This window comes from Pseudomonas sp. NPDC089918 (assembly GCF_050280605.1).
Taxonomy (GTDB): domain Bacteria; phylum Pseudomonadota; class Gammaproteobacteria; order Pseudomonadales; family Pseudomonadaceae; genus Aquipseudomonas.
In genome coordinates this window covers 100,805-123,315 of the sequence record NZ_JBNNVP010000017.1, presented here as the reverse complement: position 1 = coordinate 123,315, position 22,511 = coordinate 100,805, and the positions used below count along the sequence as shown (strand labels likewise).

At 59.1% G+C, this 22,511-nt stretch carries 19 protein-coding genes; 5 read left to right on the top strand and 14 right to left on the bottom strand.

Features of this window, described 5'->3' with window-relative positions:
* From sigX to ppsA, 7 genes are all read right to left on the bottom strand, one after another.
* A partial coding sequence (sigX, locus tag ACQKPC_RS14685; protein WP_427625247.1) for an RNA polymerase sigma factor SigX occupies window positions 1–549 on the bottom strand: 549 nt, incomplete at its 3' end.
* 86 nt (window positions 550–635) lie between these two features.
* Window positions 636–1,460 (bottom strand): mechanosensitive ion channel family protein, encoded by an 825-nt coding sequence (locus tag ACQKPC_RS14680; protein WP_007902078.1) that lies wholly within the window; start codon window positions 1,458–1,460, stop codon window positions 636–638.
* A gap of 2 nt (window positions 1,461–1,462) precedes the next feature.
* Window positions 1,463–1,711 (bottom strand): hypothetical protein, encoded by a 249-nt coding sequence (locus tag ACQKPC_RS14675; protein ID WP_007902080.1) that lies wholly within the window; start codon window positions 1,709–1,711, stop codon window positions 1,463–1,465.
* A 63-nt stretch (window positions 1,712–1,774) separates the two neighbouring features.
* Window positions 1,775–2,770, bottom strand: coding sequence for a zinc transporter ZntB (locus ACQKPC_RS14670; protein ID WP_427625246.1), 996 nt, complete (start codon window positions 2,768–2,770; stop codon window positions 1,775–1,777).
* A 25-nt stretch (window positions 2,771–2,795) separates the two neighbouring features.
* On the bottom strand, window positions 2,796–3,287 hold the full coding sequence (rraA, locus tag ACQKPC_RS14665) for a ribonuclease E activity regulator RraA (RefSeq protein ID WP_427625245.1): 492 nt from the start codon (window positions 3,285–3,287) through the stop codon (window positions 2,796–2,798).
* 174 nt (window positions 3,288–3,461) lie between these two features.
* Entirely contained in the window at window positions 3,462–4,451 is a 990-nt protein-coding gene (locus tag ACQKPC_RS14660; protein WP_427625244.1) for an alpha/beta fold hydrolase, read from the bottom strand.
* 193 nt (window positions 4,452–4,644) lie between these two features.
* Window positions 4,645–7,020: a phosphoenolpyruvate synthase gene (gene ppsA / locus ACQKPC_RS14655; protein WP_427625242.1), complete on the bottom strand. Its 2,376-nt coding sequence runs from the start codon at window positions 7,018–7,020 to the stop codon at window positions 4,645–4,647.
* A 174-nt stretch (window positions 7,021–7,194) separates the two neighbouring features.
* Between ppsA and ppsR the strand changes: the two genes are divergently transcribed.
* Window positions 7,195–8,013 carry a posphoenolpyruvate synthetase regulatory kinase/phosphorylase PpsR gene (gene ppsR / locus ACQKPC_RS14650; protein ID WP_007902088.1) on the top strand — a complete coding sequence of 273 codons (819 nt, stop codon included), beginning with the start codon at window positions 7,195–7,197 and terminating at the stop codon, window positions 8,011–8,013.
* 135 nt (window positions 8,014–8,148) lie between these two features.
* Here the strand turns inward: ppsR and prpD are convergent, their stop codons facing one another.
* The 6 genes from prpD to ACQKPC_RS14620 form a co-directional block, all read right to left on the bottom strand.
* On the bottom strand, window positions 8,149–9,633 hold the full coding sequence (gene prpD, locus ACQKPC_RS14645) for a 2-methylcitrate dehydratase (RefSeq protein ID WP_427625240.1): 1,485 nt from the start codon (window positions 9,631–9,633) through the stop codon (window positions 8,149–8,151).
* A gap of 213 nt (window positions 9,634–9,846) precedes the next feature.
* Window positions 9,847–11,037 carry a 2-methylaconitate cis-trans isomerase PrpF gene (gene prpF, locus ACQKPC_RS14640; protein WP_427625239.1) on the bottom strand — a complete coding sequence of 397 codons (1,191 nt, stop codon included), beginning with the start codon at window positions 11,035–11,037 and terminating at the stop codon, window positions 9,847–9,849.
* 52 nt (window positions 11,038–11,089) lie between these two features.
* Window positions 11,090–13,684: a Fe/S-dependent 2-methylisocitrate dehydratase AcnD gene (gene acnD / locus ACQKPC_RS14635; protein WP_427625238.1), complete on the bottom strand. Its 2,595-nt coding sequence runs from the start codon at window positions 13,682–13,684 to the stop codon at window positions 11,090–11,092.
* A gap of 204 nt (window positions 13,685–13,888) precedes the next feature.
* Window positions 13,889–15,016 (bottom strand): bifunctional 2-methylcitrate synthase/citrate synthase, encoded by a 1,128-nt coding sequence (prpC, locus tag ACQKPC_RS14630; RefSeq protein ID WP_123496385.1) that lies wholly within the window; start codon window positions 15,014–15,016, stop codon window positions 13,889–13,891.
* 184 nt (window positions 15,017–15,200) lie between these two features.
* Entirely contained in the window at window positions 15,201–16,091 is an 891-nt protein-coding gene (prpB, locus tag ACQKPC_RS14625; RefSeq protein WP_427625237.1) for a methylisocitrate lyase, read from the bottom strand.
* A complete protein-coding gene (locus tag ACQKPC_RS14620) occupies window positions 16,088–16,807 on the bottom strand; it encodes a GntR family transcriptional regulator (RefSeq protein WP_177319500.1) in 720 nt (239 codons plus the stop codon). The genes prpB and ACQKPC_RS14620 overlap by 4 nt, the downstream gene beginning before the upstream one ends.
* A gap of 301 nt (window positions 16,808–17,108) precedes the next feature.
* Here ACQKPC_RS14620 and ACQKPC_RS14615 point away from each other — a divergent pair, with 301 nt between their 5' ends.
* From ACQKPC_RS14615 to pabB, 4 genes are all read left to right on the top strand, one after another.
* Window positions 17,109–17,645, top strand: coding sequence for an ATP-dependent zinc protease family protein (locus ACQKPC_RS14615; protein WP_007902103.1), 537 nt, complete (start codon window positions 17,109–17,111; stop codon window positions 17,643–17,645).
* Between the two features lie 5 nt (window positions 17,646–17,650).
* Window positions 17,651–19,186, top strand: coding sequence for an inactive transglutaminase family protein (locus ACQKPC_RS14610; protein WP_427625236.1), 1,536 nt, complete (start codon window positions 17,651–17,653; stop codon window positions 19,184–19,186).
* Window positions 19,186–20,172, top strand: coding sequence for an alpha-L-glutamate ligase-like protein (locus ACQKPC_RS14605; protein ID WP_427625235.1), 987 nt, complete (start codon window positions 19,186–19,188; stop codon window positions 20,170–20,172). The genes ACQKPC_RS14610 and ACQKPC_RS14605 overlap by 1 nt, the downstream gene beginning before the upstream one ends.
* Window positions 20,173–20,400: 228 nt before the next feature.
* The gene (gene pabB, locus ACQKPC_RS14600; RefSeq protein ID WP_427625234.1) at window positions 20,401–21,738 is read left to right on the top strand and encodes an aminodeoxychorismate synthase component I; all 1,338 of its coding nucleotides are present in this window, start codon (window positions 20,401–20,403) and stop codon (window positions 21,736–21,738) included.
* Between the two features lie 152 nt (window positions 21,739–21,890).
* Here pabB and thrH read toward each other — a convergent pair whose 3' ends face one another.
* Entirely contained in the window at window positions 21,891–22,508 is a 618-nt protein-coding gene (gene thrH / locus ACQKPC_RS14595; RefSeq protein ID WP_427625233.1) for a bifunctional phosphoserine phosphatase/homoserine phosphotransferase ThrH, read from the bottom strand.
* Window positions 22,509–22,511: the final 3 nt, after the last annotated feature.

Genomic DNA, 22,511 nt, shown 5'->3' with positions numbered 1-22,511 from the left:
TAGAGCGCGTTTGTAACGCATTTTTGTTGCACTCAAACCCATGTGCATTATGTCTGCGATCTCCTGAAATTCCAGCTCTGCGACAAATCGTAGCACCAGAATTTCTCGGTCGATCGGGTTCACATACACCAGCCAGCGATCAAGTCCGCCCTTTTCCTCGGGTTTCGGCATCTTTTCTTCAGATGCTTCCTCGAGGGGGTCCAGACTCAAAGCGTCCATCAAGCGACGCTTTCGCCGTTCTTTCCGATACTGCGTGATGCACTCGTTGTACGTGATGCTATATAGCCATGTCTTGAACTTCGATTTCCCCTCGAAGTTCTTCAGGCCGTAGAGCACCTTCAACATCACTTCCTGACAGACATCGTCTGCATCACGATCGTTCCCAAGATACCGTGCACAAACGTTAAATAATGTTCGCTGGTAACGCCGCATCAGTTCTTCATAAGCGCGCGTTACGTGAAACAGCTCGGTATGCGAGCGCGCGACCAACTCCTCATCAGAGAGCTCGCGGGGGTCGTAGCGCGTGGAGAGCGATTGAGCTTTATTCAAAACAAGTCTGGCCGACAGTCAGGTCAATGTCCGCCGCAGTCCTTCAGGACATTTTGCGGCGGCATACATTAGCAGGATTTGCCGGGTTAGCGGCTACTCACATGCTGCTCCAAGAGAATCCGATTCGAGAGAGAGACTAGCTCACCCTCATCGGTCAGCACGGTGGTTTTAACCGTGCCGATCTCTTCGATCTGACCTTCGACCTCGCCAACTCGCACTTGTTGCCCAACCTGATACAACTCACGCACATAGATTCCCGCAAGAATCTGACCGGCAATTTCCCGGCTTCCCAACCCCATGGCCAGCGCAACCGCCAGACCAACGGTAATCAAGACGATCACGATCACATGGTTGAGCAGGTCAGTCTTGACCTCCAACTGGCTGATCGCAACCGAAATACTGATGATGATCACCAGGCCCTGGGCAATTCGCCCCAGACCCGCGGCGTAATCAAGCCCTACGCCTTCAGCCGCGCCACGCACCAGCCCATTGGCCAGTTGCGCCAGCAAGACCCCCACCAGCAGTACCAGCGCAGCACCGAATACTTTCGGCAAATACAGCGCCAACATGTCCAGCGTAGCCGAAACTCGCTCAAGTCCAAGAGATTCTGCGGCAGAAACCAGAAAAATCAGCAGAACAAACCAATACACGATTTTACCGATCAACGTCGAGATAGGCACCTGAAGGCCTGCTCGGGACAGCAATTTGGTCAACCCGGTGCCGCCCATCAGGCGATCGAGGCCCAGTTTGGCGAGCAATTTGGAGAGCAGTGTGTCCAGCAGTTTGGCCACGACAAAACCCAGCAACAGCACAACCAGTGCGCCAAACAGGTTCGGAATGAAGTTTGCAACCTTGGTCCATAACGCAGTCATTGCAGTGACGAGGCTCTGAGTCCAGAGATCAAGTTCCATATTCAATCAGCCTTATCAGCAGTGCGAGCGGTAGGTTTACGAAGACGGGAAACCGGCGAGATATGGGCCGATCCGTTATTCAGGGCGATCATCAGCGCGGGCAACCAGCGGCCCAGCAGGCTGAACAGATCGCCGGCACCGACCTGGCGGTTGGCGGTTTTCAGCACGCGGCCCAGACAGGCATCGTCGTCACGGCTGGACGGCGAAGCTTTGAGCATGTCACGCAAAGACTGTTCAAACGGATCGTGCATACGCACCTCTCGTGATATCTGTGAAAGACGCGGTCAAATTTGGTCGGGTCACATGACTCATCATCAGAACCAGCGCAAACGTCGGAATAGCCACCACTGCCCCAGCGCTACCGAGCCTGCCAGCAAGCAGGCGATCAGGAAGCCATAAGGGCTGGTGGAGAACGGAATACCGCCGACGTTGATGCCCAAAAGACCGGTCAGAAAACTCATCGGCAAAAAGATCCCGGTGATGATCCCGAAGCGGTACATCGTGCGATTCATGCGCACGCTCAGACGCCGGTCTTCGGCCTCCAGGACCAGCCCCACGCGCTCTCGGGTCAATTCCAGTTCCTCGAGATAACGGGTCAGGCTGTTGTTCAATTCGTTCCAGTAATCGCCATCGTCTTCGACGAACCACGGTAGTTTTATTCGTGTCAACTGACCGAAAATATCCCGCTGCGGTGCCAGAAAACGTTTCAGTGCGGCCGCCCTGCGACGGATCTGCAAAACGGCCCCATGCTCAGGTGTATACCGTTCGTCGGTATCCAGCTTTTCTTCTTCCTCATCGACGATTTCCGAGAGGCAGCTGACCAGATCCTGCACTTTGTTAGTCAGGTATTGCGCCATATAAAGAATGAGTTCGGAGGCGGTTTTCGGCCCTTTGCCTTCGGTCAGTTGCACCAGCAACTCATCGGTGGCGCGCAACGGCCGCAGACGCAGGGAGATCACGCGCTGGGCCGAACCGAAGATCCGCACCGAGACCATGTCTTCCGGCTCGGCACCTGGATTGAGGTTGATCCCGCGCAAAAACAGCAACAGCTCGGCGTCCGGCAGCGGCAAAAGGCGCGGCCGGGTGTTCTCTTCCAGCAACAAGTCGCAACTAAATTCACTCAGACCGCTGTATTTACGCAGCCAGGTCTGGGTTTGCGGATGACTGCGATCCCAGTGCAGCCACAGGCTTTCATGGGCCTGCAACTGCAAGTCATCGAGTTCAGTCCGGGCTATCGAACGCGCACCGCCTTTACCGTCCAGCACCAGGGCATGCACCAGCCCCCACTGCGCGTTTTCTTCCTCGAACATCCTCACCCCTTTAATGAAACGCGCTTTATTCAGGCATCTTCAGCGGGCTTGGCGAAATGATCACGCCGTTGTTATCCGCATAAACATAGTGACCCGGGTGGAAGGTCACACCCGCGAAGGTCACGGCAATATTGAGTTCACCCACACCGCGCCGGTCGGTTTTCATCGGGTGACTGGCCAGGGCTTGAACCCCCAGATCGGTTTGCGCGATGATGTCCACGTCGCGAATGCAACCGTAGATCACCAGCCCTTCCCAACCGTTACTGGCGGCTTTCTCGGCCAGCAGGTCGCCCAACAGCGCGCGGCGCAGGGAACCGCCACCGTCGACCACCAGCACTTTACCGTTACCCTTGAGCGCTACTTGCTCCTTGACCAGCGAATTATCTTCGAAACATTTGATGGTCACGATTTCGCCGCCGAAAGAATCACGGCCACCGAAATTGCTGAACATCGGTTCCAGCACCTGCACCAGCTCCGGATAGGCATCGCACAGGTCAGGCGTGAGGTAATGGTTCATCGAGAAACTCCTGTAGGAAGGAAGACAATCGAGTAGGCAGCATACGCGGGCCAAGGCTGAACGGCCGCAAACGCGCAGAGCGAAACAGTCACCAAAAGTGACCAGAACCGCTTAATGCGTCATATCTTAGCCGCAAGCCGTTCAGAGCGAAATGCCCTTGTTAGAGCATCAGGTTCAAACGGCCGAGGCCAAATCCGGCTTTCCACCCAGCAAAGGCGTCTGTTGATCTGCCAGCCAACGCGCCACCAACGGCCAGACTTCAGTTTGCGCAGATTTGCTGACAAGCATTTCCACATGACCGAAATTATCGCCAAAGCCTTGCTCGCGGCCAAGGGTGATGAATTGCTTGTGCTCGGAGCCGACCTGATCGAACAGCTTGCGGCAGGCCCAGGTCGGGTCCTGATGATCGCCCGCGGCACTCACGGCCAACACCGGTAACTGAATCTCGGCCAAACCCGCCCACCAGTCCTTGTCGGCATCGCCAAAACGCCCGAACAGCCCGTACCAGCGCATGCTTTCCAGGGCCAGGCCAATCGGCTCGTCCTCCGGGCCGCGCTTGAGGCGTGAACCTGACAGTTGAGCAAACCGCTTGAGGATGAAGCGCCCGCTCCACTCCACCGGTGGAAACTTCAACGGCCAATAGGTACGGCTGACCTGCGTACCGAAGAACGCGGCAGACGCGACGACAGGCTCGCCGATGTATTCTCCACCCAGCGCCGCCGCCAGCGTAATGCCACCCAGCGAGTGACCGATCCAGTGTGGGACCTGGCCGCTTTGCTCGCGAACGAATGCGCCAATGGCCGGCAAATCGTAACGCGCGTAGTCGGCGACGCGGTTTTTGCGATAGTCCTGATTGCGCTGAGACAGCCCATGACCGCGCATTTCCGGAATCCACACATCGAACCCCAGACGCGTCAGATAAGCCCCCAACCCCAAACCTTTGGGAGAGAACCAGAAACGTCGATTGGAAAAGCTGCCGTGCAACAGAATCACCGGCACGCCACGCACCGTCGGCTCATCGGCCAGACCCAGGCGTGTCACAGCCAGTTCGACGGTGCCGTCGGGGCTGTTGCCGGGTTTCAAACGATAGACGTCTTCGCTCAGATCACCGCGCCGTTCGGCGCTGATCAGGGCGACAGGAAATAGGTTGCTGCTGCTTTGCATAATGCTCTTGCACAAAAAAGGGCGGCATCCAGAGGAGCCCGCCCTACTTGAATATCTAAAAGAGCCGGCCAGTGTTGGAGCGAGCCTGCTCGCGAAGGACGCCAGAACAACGCGTTTATCCAGCAAGTACGCGTTATCGTTTACGACCATCGCGAGCCGGCTCGCTCCCACAGAGAGCGGCCCGTCCACACCATCAGGCCGGAGCTTGACCTTCAGCCAGGAAGAACCAGGTTTCCAGCACGGAATCGGGGTTCAGCGAAACGCTTTCGATGCCCTGCTCCATCAGCCATTTGGCCAGATCAGGGTGGTCCGAAGGACCCTGACCGCAAATGCCGATGTACTTGCCGGCCTTGTTGCAGGCCTGAATAGCATTGGCCAGCAGCTTCTTGACCGCAGGATTACGCTCGTCGAACAGGTGCGCGATGATCCCGGAGTCACGGTCCAGGCCCAGGGTCAGCTGGGTCAGGTCGTTGGAACCGATGGAGAAGCCGTCGAAGAACTCGAGGAATTCTTCAGCGAGGATCGCGTTGGACGGCAGCTCGCACATCATGATGATGCGCAGACCATTCTCGCCGCGAGCCAGGCCATTTTCGGCCAACAGATCGATCACTTGGCTGGCTTCGCCGAGGGTACGAACGAACGGCACCATGATTTCAACGTTGGTCAGGCCCATCTCGTTGCGCACGCGCTTGAGGGCGCGGCACTCGAGCTCAAAGCAGTCGCGGAACGATTCGCTGATGTAACGCGAAGCGCCACGGAAGCCCAGCATCGGGTTTTCTTCTTCCGGCTCGTAGAGTTTGCCGCCGATCAGGTTCGCGTATTCGTTGGACTTGAAGTCCGACAGACGCACGATGACCTTTTTCGGGGTGAACGCAGCGGCCAGGGTGCTGATGCCTTCAACCAGTTTGTCGACGTAGAAGTCAACAGGATCGTTGTAACCGGCAATGCGCTTGTCGACGCTGTCCTTGATTTCTTGTGGCAGGCCGTCGTAGTTCAACAGCGCTTTGGGGTGCACGCCGATCATGCGGTTGATGATGAATTCCAGACGGGCCAGGCCCACACCGGCGTTCGGCAGCTGCGCGAAGTCGAAGGCGCGGTCCGGGTTACCAACGTTCATCATGATCTTGAACGGCAGATCCGGCATGGCATCCACGGAGTTTTTCTTGATGTCGAAGCCCAGTTCGCCTTCGAAGATGTAACCGGTGTCGCCTTCAGCGCAGGAAACGGTCACGCCCTGGCCGTCTTTCAACAGCTGGGTAGCGTTGCCGCAACCGACCACGGCCGGGATACCCAGCTCACGGGCGATGATCGCCGCGTGGCAGGTACGACCACCACGGTTGGTGACGATGGCACTGGCACGCTTCATCACCGGTTCCCAGTCCGGGTCGGTCATGTCGGAAACCAGGACATCGCCCGGCTGGACTTTGTCCATCTCGGACACATCCTTGATGATCCGCACCTTGCCGGCGCCGATGCGCTGGCCGATAGCGCGACCTTCCACCAGCACAGTGCCGGTTTCTTTCAGCAGGTAACGTTCCATGACGTTGGCCTGGGTGCGGCTTTTCACGGTTTCCGGACGGGCCTGCACGATGTAGAGCTTGCCGTCGTCGCCGTCTTTGGCCCATTCGATGTCCATCGGGCACTTGTAGTGCTTCTCGATGATCATCGCTTGCTTGGCCAGCTCGCTGACTTCGGCGTCGCTCAGGCAGAAACGTGCACGATCGGCCTTGTCCACGTCGATGGTCTTGACCGATTTACCAGCCGTGGCCACTTCGCCGTAGATCATCTTGATGGCTTTGCTGCCCAGGTTGCGACGCAGGATGGCCGGACGACCGGCTTGCAGCGTGCCTTTGTGGACATAGAATTCATCCGGGTTCACCGCGCCTTGTACGACGGTTTCACCCAGGCCGTAAGCGCCGGTGATGAACACCACGTCACGGAAGCCCGATTCGGTATCGAGGGTGAACATCACGCCGGCAGTGCCGGTTTCGGAGCGGACCATGCGCTGCACACCGGCCGACAGGGCAACCAGCTTGTGGTCGAAGCCCTGGTGGACGCGGTAGGAAATCGCACGGTCGTTGAACAGGGAAGCGAACACCTCTTTGGCGGCGCGAATAACGTTTTCGACACCACGGATGTTCAGGAAGGTTTCCTGCTGGCCAGCAAAGGAAGCGTCCGGCAAGTCTTCGGCGGTAGCGGAAGAGCGCACGGCAACGGCCATGTCAGGGTTGCCGGCCGACAGCGTGGCGAACGCAGTGCGGATCTCGGCGTTGAGCTTCTCGGGGAATTCGGCTTCCATGATCCATTGACGGATCTGGGCGCCGGTTTTGGCCAGGGCGTTGACATCGTCGACATCCAGCGCGTCGAGGGCTGCGTGGATCTGATCGTTCAGACCGCTCAGTTCCAGGAAATCACGATACGCCTGAGCTGTCGTGGCGAAGCCACCGGGCACCGATACACCGGCACCTGCAAGGTTACTGATCATCTCGCCCAGGGATGCGTTCTTGCCCCCCACATGCTCTACATCATGGACGCCGAGCTTATCGAGGGAAACTACGTACTCTACCAAGGTGATCTCTCCACTAACTGTGTTGGAAAAGCTCAGAAGCCGGCGACTCGGGGGAGCATTTGCCGGCTGTATGGCCTGGACCTGGAAAATAAGTGAGAATGCTGGCCACTGGCGGCCGACAAATCGCGCCTACTATATCCAAGAATCGTTACTAGCTTAAGGCCCAAGGTGCAAATGAAACGATCTGCTTTCTTTATCTCCGATGGCACGGGCATTACGGCCGAAACCCTAGGTCAAAGCCTGTTGGCGCAGTTCGAAAACATTACCTTCAGCAAAATCACGCGGCCCTACATCGACAACGCGGATAAAGCGCGGGCCATGGTACAACAAATCAACAAAGCCGCCGAAAACGATGGTTTTCGTCCGATTATTTTCGACACCATTGTCAATCAGGACATTCGTGAGATCCTCGCGACCTCGAATGGTTTCATGATCGACATTTTCTCGACCTTCCTGGCGCCACTGGAACAGGAACTGACCGAGCATTCTTCCTACACCGTCGGCAAATCCCACTCCATCGGCGGCAACTCCAATTACATGGAGCGCATCGAGGCGGTGAACTTCGCCCTCGACAATGACGATGGCGCCCGCACCCACTATTACGACAAAGCTGACCTGATACTAGTGGGTGTGTCGCGCTGTGGTAAAACCCCGACGTGTTTGTACATGGCCATGCAATTCGGCATCCGCGCGGCCAATTACCCGTTGACCGAAGACGACATGGAGCGCCTGCAACTGCCAACCGCCCTGCGCGCCCATCATCACAAGCTGTTCGGCCTGACCATTGACCCGGACCGGCTTACAGCCATCCGCAATGAGCGCAAACCCAACAGCCGCTATTCGAGCTACGCACAGTGCGAATTCGAAGTGCGCGAGGTGGAGAATCTGTTTCGCCGCGAGAACATTGCCCACATCAATTCCACGCATTTCTCCGTGGAAGAGATTTCGGCGAAGATTCTGGTGGAGAAAGGTGTGGAGCGGCGGTTCAAGTAGTTCTTCCGCGCCTGTCAGGCCGCCTTCGCGAGCAAGCCCGCTCCCACATTTGATCTGTGTCGTACACAAAGTCTGTGTTCGCTGAAGATCAAATGTGGGAGCGGGCTTGCTCGCGAAGAACGATAACTCGGTCTCCTAGATCACAAACAAATCCACAAACCGGTTCACCGGAGTCGCTTCAAGCGCAGCCTGGTCCTTGCACAACGCAAAAATCTCGGCACTGCGCTGAGCCGTGAAGCGCGTAGCCAGATTGGCTTTGAACTTGTCTTCCAGCAACGGAATACCATCGATGCGGCGACGGCGATGGCCGATCGGGTATTCCACCACCACGTTCTCGGTGCTGGAGCCGTCCTTGAAGAACACCTGCACCGCATTGGCGATGGAGCGTTTATCCGGCTCCAGGTATTCGCGGGTGAAACGCGGGTCTTCGACGATGACCATTTTGTCGCGCAGCACGTCGATGATCGGATGCACGGCGTGGAAATCGTCTTCATATTGCTCGGCCACCAGATTACCGAACACCAAGGGTACGGCGATCATGTACTGGATGCAGTGGTCGCGGTCCGCGGCGTTGGCCAGCGGGCCGACCTTGGAGATGATACGGATCGCCGATTCGTGGGTGGTGATGACGATCCTGTCGATTTCGTGCAGGCGATTCCTGACCAAGGGGTGCAAGGTGACGGCGGCCTCGCAGGCAGTTTGCGCGTGAAACTCGGCGGGAAAGCTGATCTTGAACAGCACGTTTTCCATCACGTAGCTGCCGAACGGCCGGGAGAAGCTGAAGGCACGTTTGTCTTCAGGCTTGAGCGCCAGGTCGTTGTTGGAGTGGCTGAACAACACGTCGTAGAAACCCCATTGTTTGGCGGTCAGCACACCGGGAATACCCATCTCCCCACGCATCGCAATGTCCGCCAGACGCACGCCACGACTGGACGCATCCCCCGCTGCCCAGGATTTACGCGACCCGGCATTGGGTGCATGCCGGTAAGTGCGCAGCGCCTGGCCGTCGGCAAAGGCATGGGACAACGCCGACAGCAGTTGCTCGCGATTGGCGCCCATGAGCTTGGCGGCGACAGCGGTCGAGGCGACTTTCACCAGGATGACGTGATCGATACCGACACGATTGAAGGAATTTTCCAGCGCAATCACGCCTTGAATCTCATGCGCCATGATCATCACTTCCAACACCACACGAATGGTCAGCGGTGCATCGCCATTGGCCAGGCGTTTTTGCGACAGGTGGTCAGCCACCGCGAGAATGGCACCGAGGTTATCGGACGGATGACCCCATTCGGCGGCGAGCCAGGTGTCGTTGTAATCGAGCCAGCGAACGATGCAACCGATGTCCCACGCCGCTTTGACCGGATCGAGACGGTAACTGGTGCCCGGCACGCGAGCACCGAAGGGAACGACCGTGCCTTCGACGATGGGGCCCAGGTGTTTGGTGCATTCGGGAAAACGCAGGGCCAGCAGACCGCAGCCGAGGGTGTCCATCAGACAGTTGCGGGCGGTATCCAGCGCTTCCGGAGATTCGATTTTGAAGTTGAGGACGTAGTCAGCGATGTCCTGCAGGACCGTGTCGTAGTCGGGGCGGTTGTTCAGGTCGACGTTGGCGCTCATGTTCGATTCACTCGGTCAGTGGTTCGCTGATGGGACCTCGGTTCAGGATCAATCTTAGTTGGTGACGCCATTCTTGTTATTGAAATGCAGTCAACTGTGGGAGCGAGCCTGCTCGCGATGGCGGTGCGACTGGCAACATAGATGTTGAATGTTATGGCCTCATCGCGAGCAGGCTCGCTCCCACAGGGTTTTGTGTGTATGTCTGGATTGGGGTTAGAAAGAATCCCCCGGCACACGGACGTAACCTTCCATCAACACCCGCGCACTGCGGCTCATGATGGCTTTTTTCACAGTCCATTCACCGTTAACCTGGCTGGCCTCGGCCCCCACGCGCAAGGTGCCTGAGGGATGACCGAAGCGCACAGCGTTGCGTTCGATACCGCCTGCCGCCAGGTTGACCAACGTGCCGGAAATCGCCGCTGCCGTGCCGATGGCCACCGCTGCCGTGCCCATCATCGCGTGGTGCAGTTTGCCCATGGACAGCGCACGCACCAGCAGGTCGACGTCGGTTGCCGCAATCGCCTTGCCGCTGGACGCAATGTAATCCGCCGGTTTGGCGACGAACGCCACCTTCGGTGTGTGCTGACGCTTGGCCGCTTCGTCCAGATGCTGAATCAGCCCCATGCGCAGCGCGCCGTAAGCGCGGATGGTTTCGAACATCGCCAGGGCCTTCAGGTCGCCGTTGATCGCGCCCTGCAATTCGGTACCGGTGTAACCGATGTCTTCGGCATTGATGAAAATAGTCGGGATGCCAGCGTTGATCAGGGTCGCCTTGAGCGTACCGACGCCCGGCACTTCGAGGTCATCCACCAGATTGCCGGTGGGGAACATCGACCCCCCTTCACCCTCTTCTTCCGCCGCCGGGTCGATGAATTCGAGCTGCACTTCGGCCGCCGGAAAGGTCACCCCGTCGAGTTCGAAATCGCCGGTTTCCTGCACTTCACCGTTGGTGATCGGCACATGGGCGATGATGGTCTTGCCGATGTTGGCCTGCCATACGCGCACCTCTGCCACACCGTTATGCGGGATGCGGCTGGCGTCCACCAGGCCATTGCTGATGGCGAACGAACCGACCGCAGCCGAGAGGTTGCCGCAGTTGCCGCTCCAATCAACGAAAGGCTTGTCGATGGACACCTGACCGAACAGGTAATCGACGTCATGGTCGGCCTTGAGGCTTTTCGACAGGATTACGGTTTTGCTGGTGCTGGAGGTCGCACCGCCCATGCCGTCGATTTGCTTGTCGTAAGGGTCGGGGCTACCGATCACGCGCAGCAACAACGCATCGCGAGCCGGCCCTGGGATTTGTGCCGCTTCGGGCAGGTCTTTCAGGCTGAAGAACACGCCTTTGCTAGTGCCGCCGCGCATGTAGGTAGCAGGAATCTTGATCTGGGGTGTGTGAGCCATATAGATCCTTATCGGCCAGCGCGGGGCTTAACCCCCCGCGCGGCTCGTCGTGTTAAACGGCAACCGCCGATTCTTCAAGGAAGTCCTGAGCGAAACGCTGCAACACGCCGCCGGCCTCGTAGATCGACACTTCTTCAGCGGTGTCGAGGCGGCAGGTCACCGGCACTTCGACGCGTTCGCCATTCTTGCGATTGATCACCAGCGTCAGCGTCGCACGCGGGGTGCGGTCGCCGATCACGTCGTAGGTTTCGCTGCCATCGATGGCCAGGGTGTGACGGTCGGTGCCCGGCTGGAACTCCAGCGGCAACACGCCCATGCCCACCAGGTTGGTGCGGTGGATGCGCTCGAAACCTTCAGCGGCGATCGCTTCCACACCCGCCAGACGCACACCTTTGGCTGCCCAGTCGCGGGACGAACCCTGGCCGTAGTCGGCACCGGCGATGATGATCAGCGGCTGCTTGCGCTCCATGTAGGTTTCGATGGCTTCCCACATGCGCATGACCTGGCCTTCCGGCTCGACCCGCGCCAGGGAACCCTGCTTGACCTTGCCGTTTTCCTGAACCATTTCGTTGAACAGTTTCGGGTTGGCGAACGTCGCGCGCTGCGCAGTCAAGTGGTCGCCGCGGTGGGTGGCGTAGGAGTTGAAGTCTTCTTCCGGCAGGCCCATTTTCGCCAGGTATTCACCGGCGGCGCTGTCGAGCATGATCGCGTTGGAAGGCGACAGGTGATCGGTGGTGATGTTGTCCGGCAGCACCGCCAGCGGGCGCATACCCTTGAGCGGACGAGCGCCGGCCAGCGCGCCTTCCCAATACGGCGGACGACGAATGTAGGTGCTCATTTCGCGCCAGTCATACAGCGGCGTGACCTTGGGACCGGTGTCTTCGTGGATCGCGAACATCGGGATGTACACCTGACGGAACTGCTCCGGTTTCACCGAGGCCTTGACCACCGCGTCGATTTCTTCGTCGCTCGGCCAGATGTCTTTCAGGCGGATTTCCTTGCCATTGACCACGCCCAGCACATCTTTTTCGATGTCGAAACGGATGGTGCCGGCGATGGCGTAAGCCACCACCAATGGCGGCGAAGCGAGGAACGCGTTCTTGGCGTACGGGTGAATCCGGCCGTCGAAGTTGCGGTTGCCTGACAGCACAGCGGTGGCGTACAGATCGCGGTCAATGATCTCTTGCTGAATCACCGGGTCAAGTGCGCCGGACATGCCGTTGCAGGTGGTGCAAGCGAACGCCACGACGCCGAAGCCGAGTTGCTCCAGTTCGGTGGTCAGGCCGGCTTCGTCCAGGTACAGCGCCACGGTTTTCGAACCCGGCGCCAGCGAGGATTTAACCCACGGCTTGCGGGTCAGCCCGAGCTTGTTGGCGTTGCGCGCCAGCAGGCCGGCGGCAATGACATTGCGTGGGTTGCTGGTGTTGGTGCAACTGGTGATGGCGGCGATGATCACCGCGCCATCCGGCATCTGGCCGGGCACGTCGTCCCACTGGCCGGAGATACCTTGGGCCGCGAGATCGGACGTGGCGACACGGGCGTGCGGGTTGCTCGGGCCGGCCATGTTGCGCACCACCGAGGACAAGTCGAAGCTCAGCCCGCGCTCGTACTGCGCATTCTTCAAGCTGTCAGCCCACAGGCCCGTGGTCTTGGCGTAGTTCTCGACCAACTGCACTTGCTCGTCTTCACGGCCGGTGAGTTTGAGGTAGTCGATGGTCTGCTGGTCGATGTAGAACATCGCGGCGGTGGCGCCGTATTCCGGGGCCATGTTGGAGATGGTCGCACGGTCGCCCAGGGTCAGCGCGGAGGCGCCTTCGCCGAAGAACTCCAGCCACGCGCCGACGACTTTTTGCTGACGCAGGAACTCGGTCAGCGCCAGCACCATGTCGGTGGCGGTGATGCCCGGTTGCAGCTTGCCCGTCAATTCGACGCCGACGCTTTCCGGCAGACGCATCCACGATGCGCGACCAAGCATCACGCTTTCCGCTTCCAGACCACCAACACCAATGGCGATCACGCCCAGCGCATCGACGTGCGGGGTGTGACTGTCGGTGCCGACGCAAGTATCGGGGAAGGCCACGCCATCGCGGACCTGAATCACCGGCGACATTTTCTCCAGGTTGATCTGGTGCATGATCCCGTTGCCCGGCGGGATCACGTCGACGTTCTTGAAGGCTTTTTTGGTCCAGTTGATGAAGTGGAAACGGTCTTCGTTGCGACGGTCTTCAATGGCGCGGTTCTTCTCGAACGCTTCCGGGTCGAAGCCGCCGCGCTCAACGGCCAGGGAATGGTCGACGATCAACTGCGTCGGCACTACCGGGTTCACTTGCGCCGGGTCGCCGCCTTGCAGGGCGATGGCGTCACGCAGGCCGGCGAGGTCCACCAGGGCGGTCTGGCCAAGAATGTCGTGGCACACCACGCGGGCCGGGAACCATGGGAAATCGAGGTCGCGCTTGCGCTCGATGAATTGCTTCAGGGATTCAGTGAGCGTGGCCGGGTCGCAGCGACGCACGAGGTTTTCCGCCAGCACGCGAGAGGTGTACGGCAGGGTGTCATAGGCGCCAGGCGAAATGGCATCGACCGCCGCACGGACGTCGAAATAATCCAGATGGCTGCCGGGCAGCGGTTTGCGGAATTTTGTGTTCATCGTCAGGACTCGGTCACGGTGGTTTCAAAAGGTGGGCGCCTGGCACTGCTCCCGAAGTGAACACAACCCACTGTGGGAGCGAGCCTGCTCGCGATAGCGGTGTATCAGTCGACATTGATATTGAATGTCAGTCCGTCATCGCGAGCAGGCTCGCTCCCACAGGGTTTCCGGTTTCTTCAGTAGCCAGCGTCAGTGCCCCCCCGGTCAGCGTTGTTCGATTGGCACGAACTTGCGCTGTTCGACGCCGACGTATTCGGCGCTCGGGCGGATGATGCGGTTATTGGCGCGTTGTTCGAACACGTGTGCAGCCCAGCCGGTCAGGCGCGAGCAGACGAAGATTGGCGTGAACAACTTGGTCGGAATGCCCATGAAGTGGTACGTCGACGCATGGTAGAAGTCGGCGTTCGGGAACAGTTTCTTTTGTTCCCACATGGTCTTGTCGATGGCTTCGGAGACCGGGAACAGCACCGTGTCACCCACTTCGTCAGCGAGCTTTTTCGACCAGGCCTTGATGACCTCGTTGCGCGGATCGTTGTCCTTATAGATCGCGTGGCCGAAGCCCATGATCTTGTCCTTGCGCTCAAGCATACCGAGGGTGCCTTTGATCGCCTCTTCCGGCGACGAAAAGCGCTCGATCATTTCCATCGCCGCTTCGTTGGCGCCGCCATGCAGCGGGCCGCGCAGGGAGCCGATGGCCGCCGTGATGCAGGAATACAGATCCGACAGCGTCGAGGCGCACACCCGGGCGGTGAAGGTCGAGGCGTTGAACTCGTGTTCGGCGTAGAGGATCAGCGAAACGTTCATCACCTTGACGTGCAACTCGCTCGGTTTCTTATCGTGCAGCAGGTGCAGGAAATGGCCGCCGATGCAGGCTTCGTCGGTCACGCAATTGATGCGTTTGCCGTCGTGGCTGAAGCGATACCAGTAGCACATGATCGCCGGGAACGCGGCCAACAGGCGGTCGGTTTTGTCGTGCTGTTCGGAGAAGTCCTGCTCCGGCTCGATGTTGCCCAGGAATGAGCAACCGGTGCGCATCACGTCCATCGGATGAGCGTCGGCGGGGATGCGTTCCAGCACTTCTTTCAGCGCTTGCGGCAGGTCACGCAGCTTGCTCAGTTTTTGGGTATAGGCAGCGAGTTGTGCCTTGGTCGGCAGTTCGCCGTACAGCAGCAGGTAAGCCACTTCTTCGAATTGTGCGTCAGCCGCCAGTTCGCGAACGTCGTAGCCGCGATAGGTCAGGCCTGCGCCCGACTGGCCCACGGTGGACAGTGCGGTTTGCCCGGCAACCTGGCCACGGAGCCCGGCGCCACTGAGTACTTTTGCTTCGGCCATTGCTGTCTCCAGTTTTTCTTGAATTTGTCAGGGAATCGGCAAATTGTGTTTCATCAGGTTCTTTGTGATGCCGAAAGATCGCAGCCTCGCTTCGCTCGACAGCTCCTACATTGACCCCGTTCGACAACAGCCCTGTAGGAGCTGTCGAGTGAAACGAGGCTGCGATCTTTTGATCTTTTGTTCTTTACTTCTTCGCTGCAAACAACGCATCGAGCTTCTGCTCGAAGGTGTGGTAATCGATGCGATCGTAAAGCTCCATACGCGTCTGCATGGTGTCGATCACGTTCTGTTGCGTGCCGTCACGGCGGATCGCGGTGTAGACGTTTTCCGCGGCTTTGTTCATGGCACGGAACGCCGACAACGGATACAGCACAAGGGACACGTCGACGGCAGCAAGCTGCTCGGTGGTGTACAGCGGTGTCGCGCCGAATTCGGTGATGTTGGCCAGGATCGGCGCTTTCACGCGGCTGGCAAACAGCTTGTACATCTCAAGCTCGGTGATCGCTTCCGGGAACACCATGTCGGCACCGGCCTCGATGCACGCCGCGGCGCGATCCAGCGCAGATTCAAGACCTTCCACCGCCAGCGCATCAGTGCGGGCCATGATCACGAAGCTGTCATCGGTGCGGGCATCAACGGCCGCTTTGATGCGGTCGACCATTTCCTGCTGCGAGACGATCTCTTTATTAGGACGGTGACCGCAGCGCTTGGCGCCGACCTGGTCTTCGATGTGAATCGCCGCCGCGCCGAACTTGATCATCGACTTCACGGTACGGGCGACGTTGAACGCCGAAGAACCGAAACCGGTGTCCACGTCCACCAACAGTGGCAAGTCGCAGACGTCAGTGATGCGACGCACGTCGGTCAGCACGTCATCCAGACCGGTAATCCCCAGGTCCGGCACGCCGAGGGAGCCGGCAGCTACCCCGCCACCCGACAGGTAAATAGCCTTGAAACCGGCGCGTTTGGCCAGCAGTGCGTGGTTGGCGTTGATCGTGCCGACCACTTGCAGCGGATGTTCGCTGGCGACCGCATCGCGGAAACGCTGGCCTGGAGTGCTCTTGTTGGAACTCATGACTCACCTCGTTCAGTGGCTGTCGGGTTAGCGCCGTCCTGGTAGTGACGGGCGATATTACGTTTGGAGGCGCCGATGTGACGGCGCATCAACAGCTCGGCCAATTCACCGTCACGGTCGGCGATGGCATCGAGAATTCGGTGGTGTTCGGCAAACGCCTGGCGCGGCCGATTGGGCGTGGTGGAAAACTGGATGCGGTACATGCGCACCAGCTGATAGAGCTCACCGCACAGCATCTGGGTCAGGGTGCGGTTGCCGCTGCCCTGGATGATCCGGTAATGAAAGTCGAAATCGCCTTCCTGCTGGTAGTAACCGACACCGGCCTGAAACGCCGCATCGCGCTCGTGGGTTTCGAGCACCCGGCGCAGTTCGTCGATTTCTTCGACCGTCATGCGTTCAGCCGCCAGACGGCACGCCATGCCTTCCAGGGATTCGCGAATTTCGTAGAGTTCCAGCAGTTCGGCGTGGCTCAGCGACACCACCCGCGCGCCGACGTGCGGCACGCGAACCAGCAGGCGCTGGCCTTCCAGACGGTGAATCGCCTCACGCAGCGGCCCGCGGCTAATGCCGTAGGTGCGCGCCAGCTCCGGCTCGGAGATCTTGCTCCCCGGGGCGATCTCGCCTTTGACGATGGCCGCCTGAATGCGTCGGAAGACGTTTTCGGAAAGTGTTTCCGAGTCGTCCTGAATCGTGACCGGGGGATCGAGTTGATCCAGCATATTGTCGACACCTTGAAAACCAATGCCGCAAAAACTAGCGAATATGGCCGGTCACGTCAAAGGATAATTCGATATTGTCGACAATCGTCTAATAACCACCCTGCACCATAAGGAAGCAACACCTCAAGTTATAGCCGTCGGCCAGCGCTGGCGCCATAAACCCACCGTGCTAGAATGCCGCCCGCATTTGCTTGTCATCTGCATTGCCTGTCATAAAAAACGGATAGGCATACGAGGGAGCTTGTGCAGCAATGCCAGGGCCTTGAATTGAAGAACGGACCGCTGCGCACCAGGATTTATGAGACTCAAGCCCTTCACCACATTCCTTTGTCTTTTTGGCCTGCCAGGTTTCGCCGCGGCAGGGGAAAAGACTGTGTACGGCCTCAATGAGTACGCTTCGCTGGACGGCATCAATCTGGAAGTCGCCGCCAAACTCGACACCGGGGCGAAAACCGCTTCGCTGAGTGCCCGCGACATCAAACGTTTCAAACGCAATGGCGAATCCTGGGTGCGCTTCTATCTGGCTATCGACGCCGCGCATTCGCACCCGATCGAACGACCGCTGGCCCGTGTCAGCAAGATCAAGCGCCGGGCCGGTGACTACGACCCGGAAGAAGGCAAAAAGTACACCGCCCGTCCGGTCATCGAGCTGGATATCTGCATGGGTTCGGCTTTACGCAGCATCGAAGTGAACTTGACCGACCGCAGTGCCTTCCAATACCCGCTCCTGATCGGCTCCGAAGCGCTCAAACGCTTCGATGCGCTGGTCGACCCCAGTCTTAAATACGCTGCTGGCAAACCCGCCTGCGCCACCGACGCACATACCGCAGAGTAATTCCAATGCGCGCTCTTACCCTCCATCTGAAACTGCTGATCGCCATCCTGGTGGTGCTGGGCATTTCAGTTACGGCCTATCAGATTTTCGTGCTCGGAATTCCGGTGACCGAAGACGCTACCGACGACTTGTGGAACATCGACGCCAAGGTCGAGTTCGTCGCCAATGCCAAAGACCCGATCAAGATTCAGATGTTCGTGCCACCGCTGAGCCGCGACTACGTGAGCCTCAACGAGAGTTTCATTTCCAATAATTACGGCGTGGCGGTGAACCGTGTCGATGGCAACCGCAAAGTCACCTGGTCGGCGCGTCGGGCCAAGGGCAACCAGACCCTTTATTACCGACTGGTGCTGACCAAGCGCTACAGCGGCGAAAAATCCAAGGTCAAAGGCCCGACCTTCCGCGACAGCATTGCCGTCGAAGGCCCGGAAAAAATCGCCGCCGAAGCCCTGCTCGCGCCGATCCGCCAACACTCGGCCGACGTCGAAACCTTCATCGGCGAAGCCATCAAGCGCGTCAATAACCTCAACGACGACAACGTGAAACTGCTGCTGGGCGGCGATCCGTCCACCGCGAACAAAGCCAGAATCGTCGAGCTGGTACTGTCCATCGCCCACGTGCCGATCGAAAAGGTCCACACCATCCGCCTGGTGGCCGATCAACCACAGATGCCTGAACTCTGGTTGCGCAGCTTCAACGGCACCGACTGGCTGTACTTCAACCCGGAAACCGGCGAACAGGGCCTGCCCACCGACCGCTTGCAGTGGTGGACCGGCGATGAAAACCTGATCACCGTCGATGGCGGCAAAAAAGCCACCGTCACCTTCAGCCTGAACAACAGCGAAATGAACGCCATTCGCCTGGCCAAGCTGACCGACGAAAACTCCGACGCCAACTTCCTCGAATACTCGCTGTACGGCTTGCCGCTGCAAACCCAGCAGACGTTCATGATCATGGTGATGATCCCGATCGGCGTGCTGGTGATCCTGATTCTGCGCAACCTGATCGGCATTCAGACACTCGGCACCTTTACCCCGGTGCTGATCGCCCTCGCCTTCCGGGAAACCCAACTCGGCTTTGGTATTGTGCTGTTTACGATCATTACGGCGCTGGGGCTGTCGCTGCGCTCCTACCTTGAACACTTGAAGCTGCAAATGCTGCCGAGGCTATCGGTGGTGCTGACCTTCGTGGTGGTGCTGATCGCGGCGATCAGCCTGTTCAGCCACAAACTCGGCCTGGAACGCGGCTTGTCGGTGGCGCTGTTCCCGATGGTGATTCTGACCATGACCATCGAACGCCTGTCGATCACCTGGGAAGAGCGCGGGGGCGGCCATGCCATGAAAGTGGCGATCGGTACCCTGTTCGCCGCCTCTTTGGCGCACCTGATCATGAGCGTGCCTGAGCTGGTGTACTTCGTGTTCACCTTCCCGGCGATCCTGCTGATTCTGGTGGGCTTCATGCTGGCCATGGGTCGCTATCGCGGTTACCGCCTGACCGAGCTGGTGCGTTTCAAGGCTTTCCTGAAGAAGGTTGACGCCTGATGTTCGGTCTCTGGAAGACCTGGAAAGCCCTTGAGGCCCGGGGCATCATGGGGATCAATCGGCGCAACGCAGACTACGTGCTCAAGTACAACAAGCGCAGCCTGTACCCGATCGTCGATGACAAGATCATCACCAAGGAGCGCGCCATCGCCGCCGGCATTCATGTGCCGGAGCTGTACGGCGTGATCTCCACCGAGAAAGAAATCGACAACCTCGGCGAGATCATCGGCGGGCGTACCGATTTCGTGGTCAAACCGGCCCAGGGCGCCGGCGGGGATGGCATTCTGGTGATCGCCGACCGCTTCGAGGGTCGCTATCGCACGGTGTCGGGCAAGATCATCAGTCACGAGGAAATCGAGCATCAGGTTTCCAGCATCCTGACCGGCCTGTACTCGCTCGGCGGTCACCGTGACCGCGCGCTGATCGAATACCGCGTGACCCCGGACCAGATCTTCAAAAGCATCAGCTATGAAGGTGTGCCGGACATTCGCATCATCGTGCTGATGGGCTATCCGGTGATGGCCATGTTGCGCCTGCCGACTCGCCAGTCCGGCGGCAAGGCCAACCTGCACCAGGGCGCCATCGGCGTCGGTGTCGATCTGGCCACCGGCCTGACATTGCGCGGTACCTGGCTGAACAACATCATTAACAAACACCCGGACACCACCAACGCCGTGGACGGCGTGCAACTGCCCTACTGGGACGGTTTCATGAAGCTCGCGGCCGGCTGCTATGAGCTGTGCGGGTTGGGCTACATCGGTGTCGACATGGTGCTCGACCAGGAAAAAGGGCCGTTGATTCTTGAGCTTAACGCCCGGCCCGGGTTGAACATTCAGATCGCCAACGACTGCGGGTTGACGTTGCGTACCCACGCAGTCGAAGCGCGACTGGAAGAATTGAAAGCGCGCGGGATAACCGAAACGGTGCAGGAACGCGTTGAGTTCGTTCAGGAAATGTTTGGGCATATTCCAGCGGTTGAGGGCTGATCCCTTACACTGATCGTTCCCACGCTCCGCGTGGGAATGCATCCCGTGACGCTCCGCGTCACAGGCAGACGCAGAGCGTCCGTGGCGGCATTACCACGCGGAGCGTGGGAACGATCAACAGCCCTCAACCTTGTCGCCAATCTACCAATCCCCGACATCCCCTCTAGGAGCAAATCCCGCAGAGGACTACAATCGCTCCCCCGCCTCGATGGCTGATCTGCCCCGCCCATGCTGACCTGCTCCGTACATCCGCTGCCCTATCGCGCCAACCCCGCCGAATACTTCGCGGCGATTCGTCATGCCCCCGGTGCCGTGCTGCTCGACAGCGGCCGGCCGAGCGCCGAGCGTGGGCGTTATGACCTGCTCAGCGCCTGGCCGCTGGAACAACTGGCTGTGTTACCGGATGAAAGCGGCAGCCATTTCCTGCAACGCCTTCGCGACACTCTGAAGCGACTCGGTAAAGCCACTGTTCCTTTCGACCTGCCTTTCGCCGGTGGCCTGATCGGTTATCTGAGCTATGACTTCGGCCGGCATCTGGAAAACCTGCCGAGCCAGGCGCGGGACGACCTGCAATTGCCTGACGCACGTTTTGGACTGTACGACTGGGCCCTGATCAGCGATCACCACTTGGCCACCAGCCAACTGGTGTTCCACCCGGCGCTGATCGACAGCGAGCGACAGCGGCTGCTCGAACTGTTCACGCAACCTGCACCTCAGAAAACCGAGCCTTTCAAACTCGACGGCCCGATGAGTGCCGACCTGAGCGCCGACGACTATCGACAAGCCTTCGAACGCATTCAGCAGTACATTCAGGCCGGCGACTGCTATCAGGTCAACTTCGCTCAGCGCTTTCGTGCGCAATGCCAGGGCGATCCATGGGCCGCGTACTGCGCGCTGCGGGCGGCGTGCCCGACACCTTTTTCCGGTTTCCAGAGCCTGCCCGACGGCGACGCCGTGCTGAGCCTGTCGCCAGAGCGTTTCGTCAAAGTCAGTGAGCGCCACGTCGAAACCCGCCCGATCAAAGGCACACGCCCCCGCGGTCTGACTGCAGTTGAAGATGCGGCGAACGCCGCCGAACTGCTGGCCAGCCCCAAGGACCGCGCGGAAAACCTGATGATCGTCGATTTGCTGCGCAACGACCTCGGCCGAACCTGCCGCATCGGCTCGGTGCGGGTGCCGGAGTTGTTCAGTCTGGAAAGCTATCCGAACGTGCATCACCTAGTGAGCAGCGTTACCGGCGAGCTGGCGGATAACAAGGATGCGCTGGACTTGATTGCCGGCAGCTTCCCCGGCGGCTCGATTACCGGCGCCCCGAAGATTCGTGCCATGCAGATCATCGATGAGCTGGAACCGACCCGTCGTGGATTGTATTGCGGTTCATTGCTGTACCTGGACGTACGCGGCGAGATGGACAGTTCCATCGCCATCCGTAGTTTGCTGGTCAAGGATGGACAGGTGTGCTGCTGGGGTGGCGGCGGGATCGTCGCGGATTCGGACTGGCAGGCGGAATATCAGGAATCGATAACCAAGGTGAAGGTGCTGCTCGATACACTGCAAAACCTCTGATATCAGGCTTCTGTGGCGAGGGGGCTTGCCCCCGTTGGGGTGCGAAGCGCCCCCAAAACCCGACACCGCGAATTTTCAAATAGACCGCATGCACCGGTTTACGACTGCTTCGCAGCCGAACGGGGGCAAGCCCCCTCGCCACAATGTTGTGTTTACAAACTCAACGCCCGATTCGAAGCCTTGATGAACTCCTGCTTCAACTCCGCAAAGCTGTTCACCGCCGGGAACTGTGGAAACTCACGAATCACATTGTCCGGTGCATGGAACAGAATCCCCGCGTCCGCCTCGCCCAGCATCGTCGTATCATTGTAGGAATCCCCCGCCGCGATCACCCGGTAGTAGAGGCTCTTGAACGCCAATACCGACTGACGCTTGGGATCTTTCTGACGCAACTGATAGCCCGTGACCCGACCGGCATCGTCGGTAATCAGACGATGGCAAAGCAAGGTCGGAAAGCCCAGTTGACGCATCAGCGGCTGGGAGAATTCGTAAAAGGTGTCCGACAGAATCACCACCTGAAAGCGCTCACGCAGCCAGTCGACGAATTCGCTGGCGCCTTCCAGAGGCTTTAGCGTGGCGATCACTTCCTGAATGTCGGAAAGCTTCAGGCCGTGCTCGTCGAGAATCCGCAAGCGCTGCTTCATCAACACGTCGTAGTCGGGAATGTCCCGAGTGGTGGCCCTGAGGGAGTCAATCCCGGTTTTTTCGGCAAAGGCGATCCAGATTTCCGGGACCAGCACACCTTCAAGATCCAGACAGGCAATTTCCACAAG

Coding starts and splice junctions, on each gene's coding strand:
- ACQKPC_RS14680 (WP_007902078.1), bottom strand. CDS start 1,460: ATGGAACTTGATCTCTGGACTCAGAGCCTCGTCACTGCAATGACTGCG.
- pabB (WP_427625234.1), top strand. CDS start 20,401: ATGCTGACCTGCTCCGTACATCCGCTGCCCTATCGCGCCAACCCCGCC.
- ACQKPC_RS14610 (WP_427625236.1), top strand. CDS start 17,651: ATGCGCGCTCTTACCCTCCATCTGAAACTGCTGATCGCCATCCTGGTG.
- ppsR (WP_007902088.1), top strand. CDS start 7,195: ATGAAACGATCTGCTTTCTTTATCTCCGATGGCACGGGCATTACGGCC.
- ACQKPC_RS14670 (WP_427625246.1), bottom strand. CDS start 2,770: ATGTTCGAGGAAGAAAACGCGCAGTGGGGGCTGGTGCATGCCCTGGTG.
- ACQKPC_RS14615 (WP_007902103.1), top strand. CDS start 17,109: ATGAGACTCAAGCCCTTCACCACATTCCTTTGTCTTTTTGGCCTGCCA.
- prpF (WP_427625239.1), bottom strand. CDS start 11,037: ATGGCTCACACACCCCAGATCAAGATTCCTGCTACCTACATGCGCGGC.
- ACQKPC_RS14660 (WP_427625244.1), bottom strand. CDS start 4,451: ATGCAAAGCAGCAGCAACCTATTTCCTGTCGCCCTGATCAGCGCCGAA.
- prpB (WP_427625237.1), bottom strand. CDS start 16,091: ATGAGTTCCAACAAGAGCACTCCAGGCCAGCGTTTCCGCGATGCGGTC.
- ACQKPC_RS14605 (WP_427625235.1), top strand. CDS start 19,186: ATGTTCGGTCTCTGGAAGACCTGGAAAGCCCTTGAGGCCCGGGGCATC.
- acnD (WP_427625238.1), bottom strand. CDS start 13,684: ATGAACACAAAATTCCGCAAACCGCTGCCCGGCAGCCATCTGGATTAT.
- prpC (WP_123496385.1), bottom strand. CDS start 15,016: ATGGCCGAAGCAAAAGTACTCAGTGGCGCCGGGCTCCGTGGCCAGGTT.
- ACQKPC_RS14675 (WP_007902080.1), bottom strand. CDS start 1,711: ATGCACGATCCGTTTGAACAGTCTTTGCGTGACATGCTCAAAGCTTCG.
- rraA (WP_427625245.1), bottom strand. CDS start 3,287: ATGAACCATTACCTCACGCCTGACCTGTGCGATGCCTATCCGGAGCTG.
- prpD (WP_427625240.1), bottom strand. CDS start 9,633: ATGAGCGCCAACGTCGACCTGAACAACCGCCCCGACTACGACACGGTC.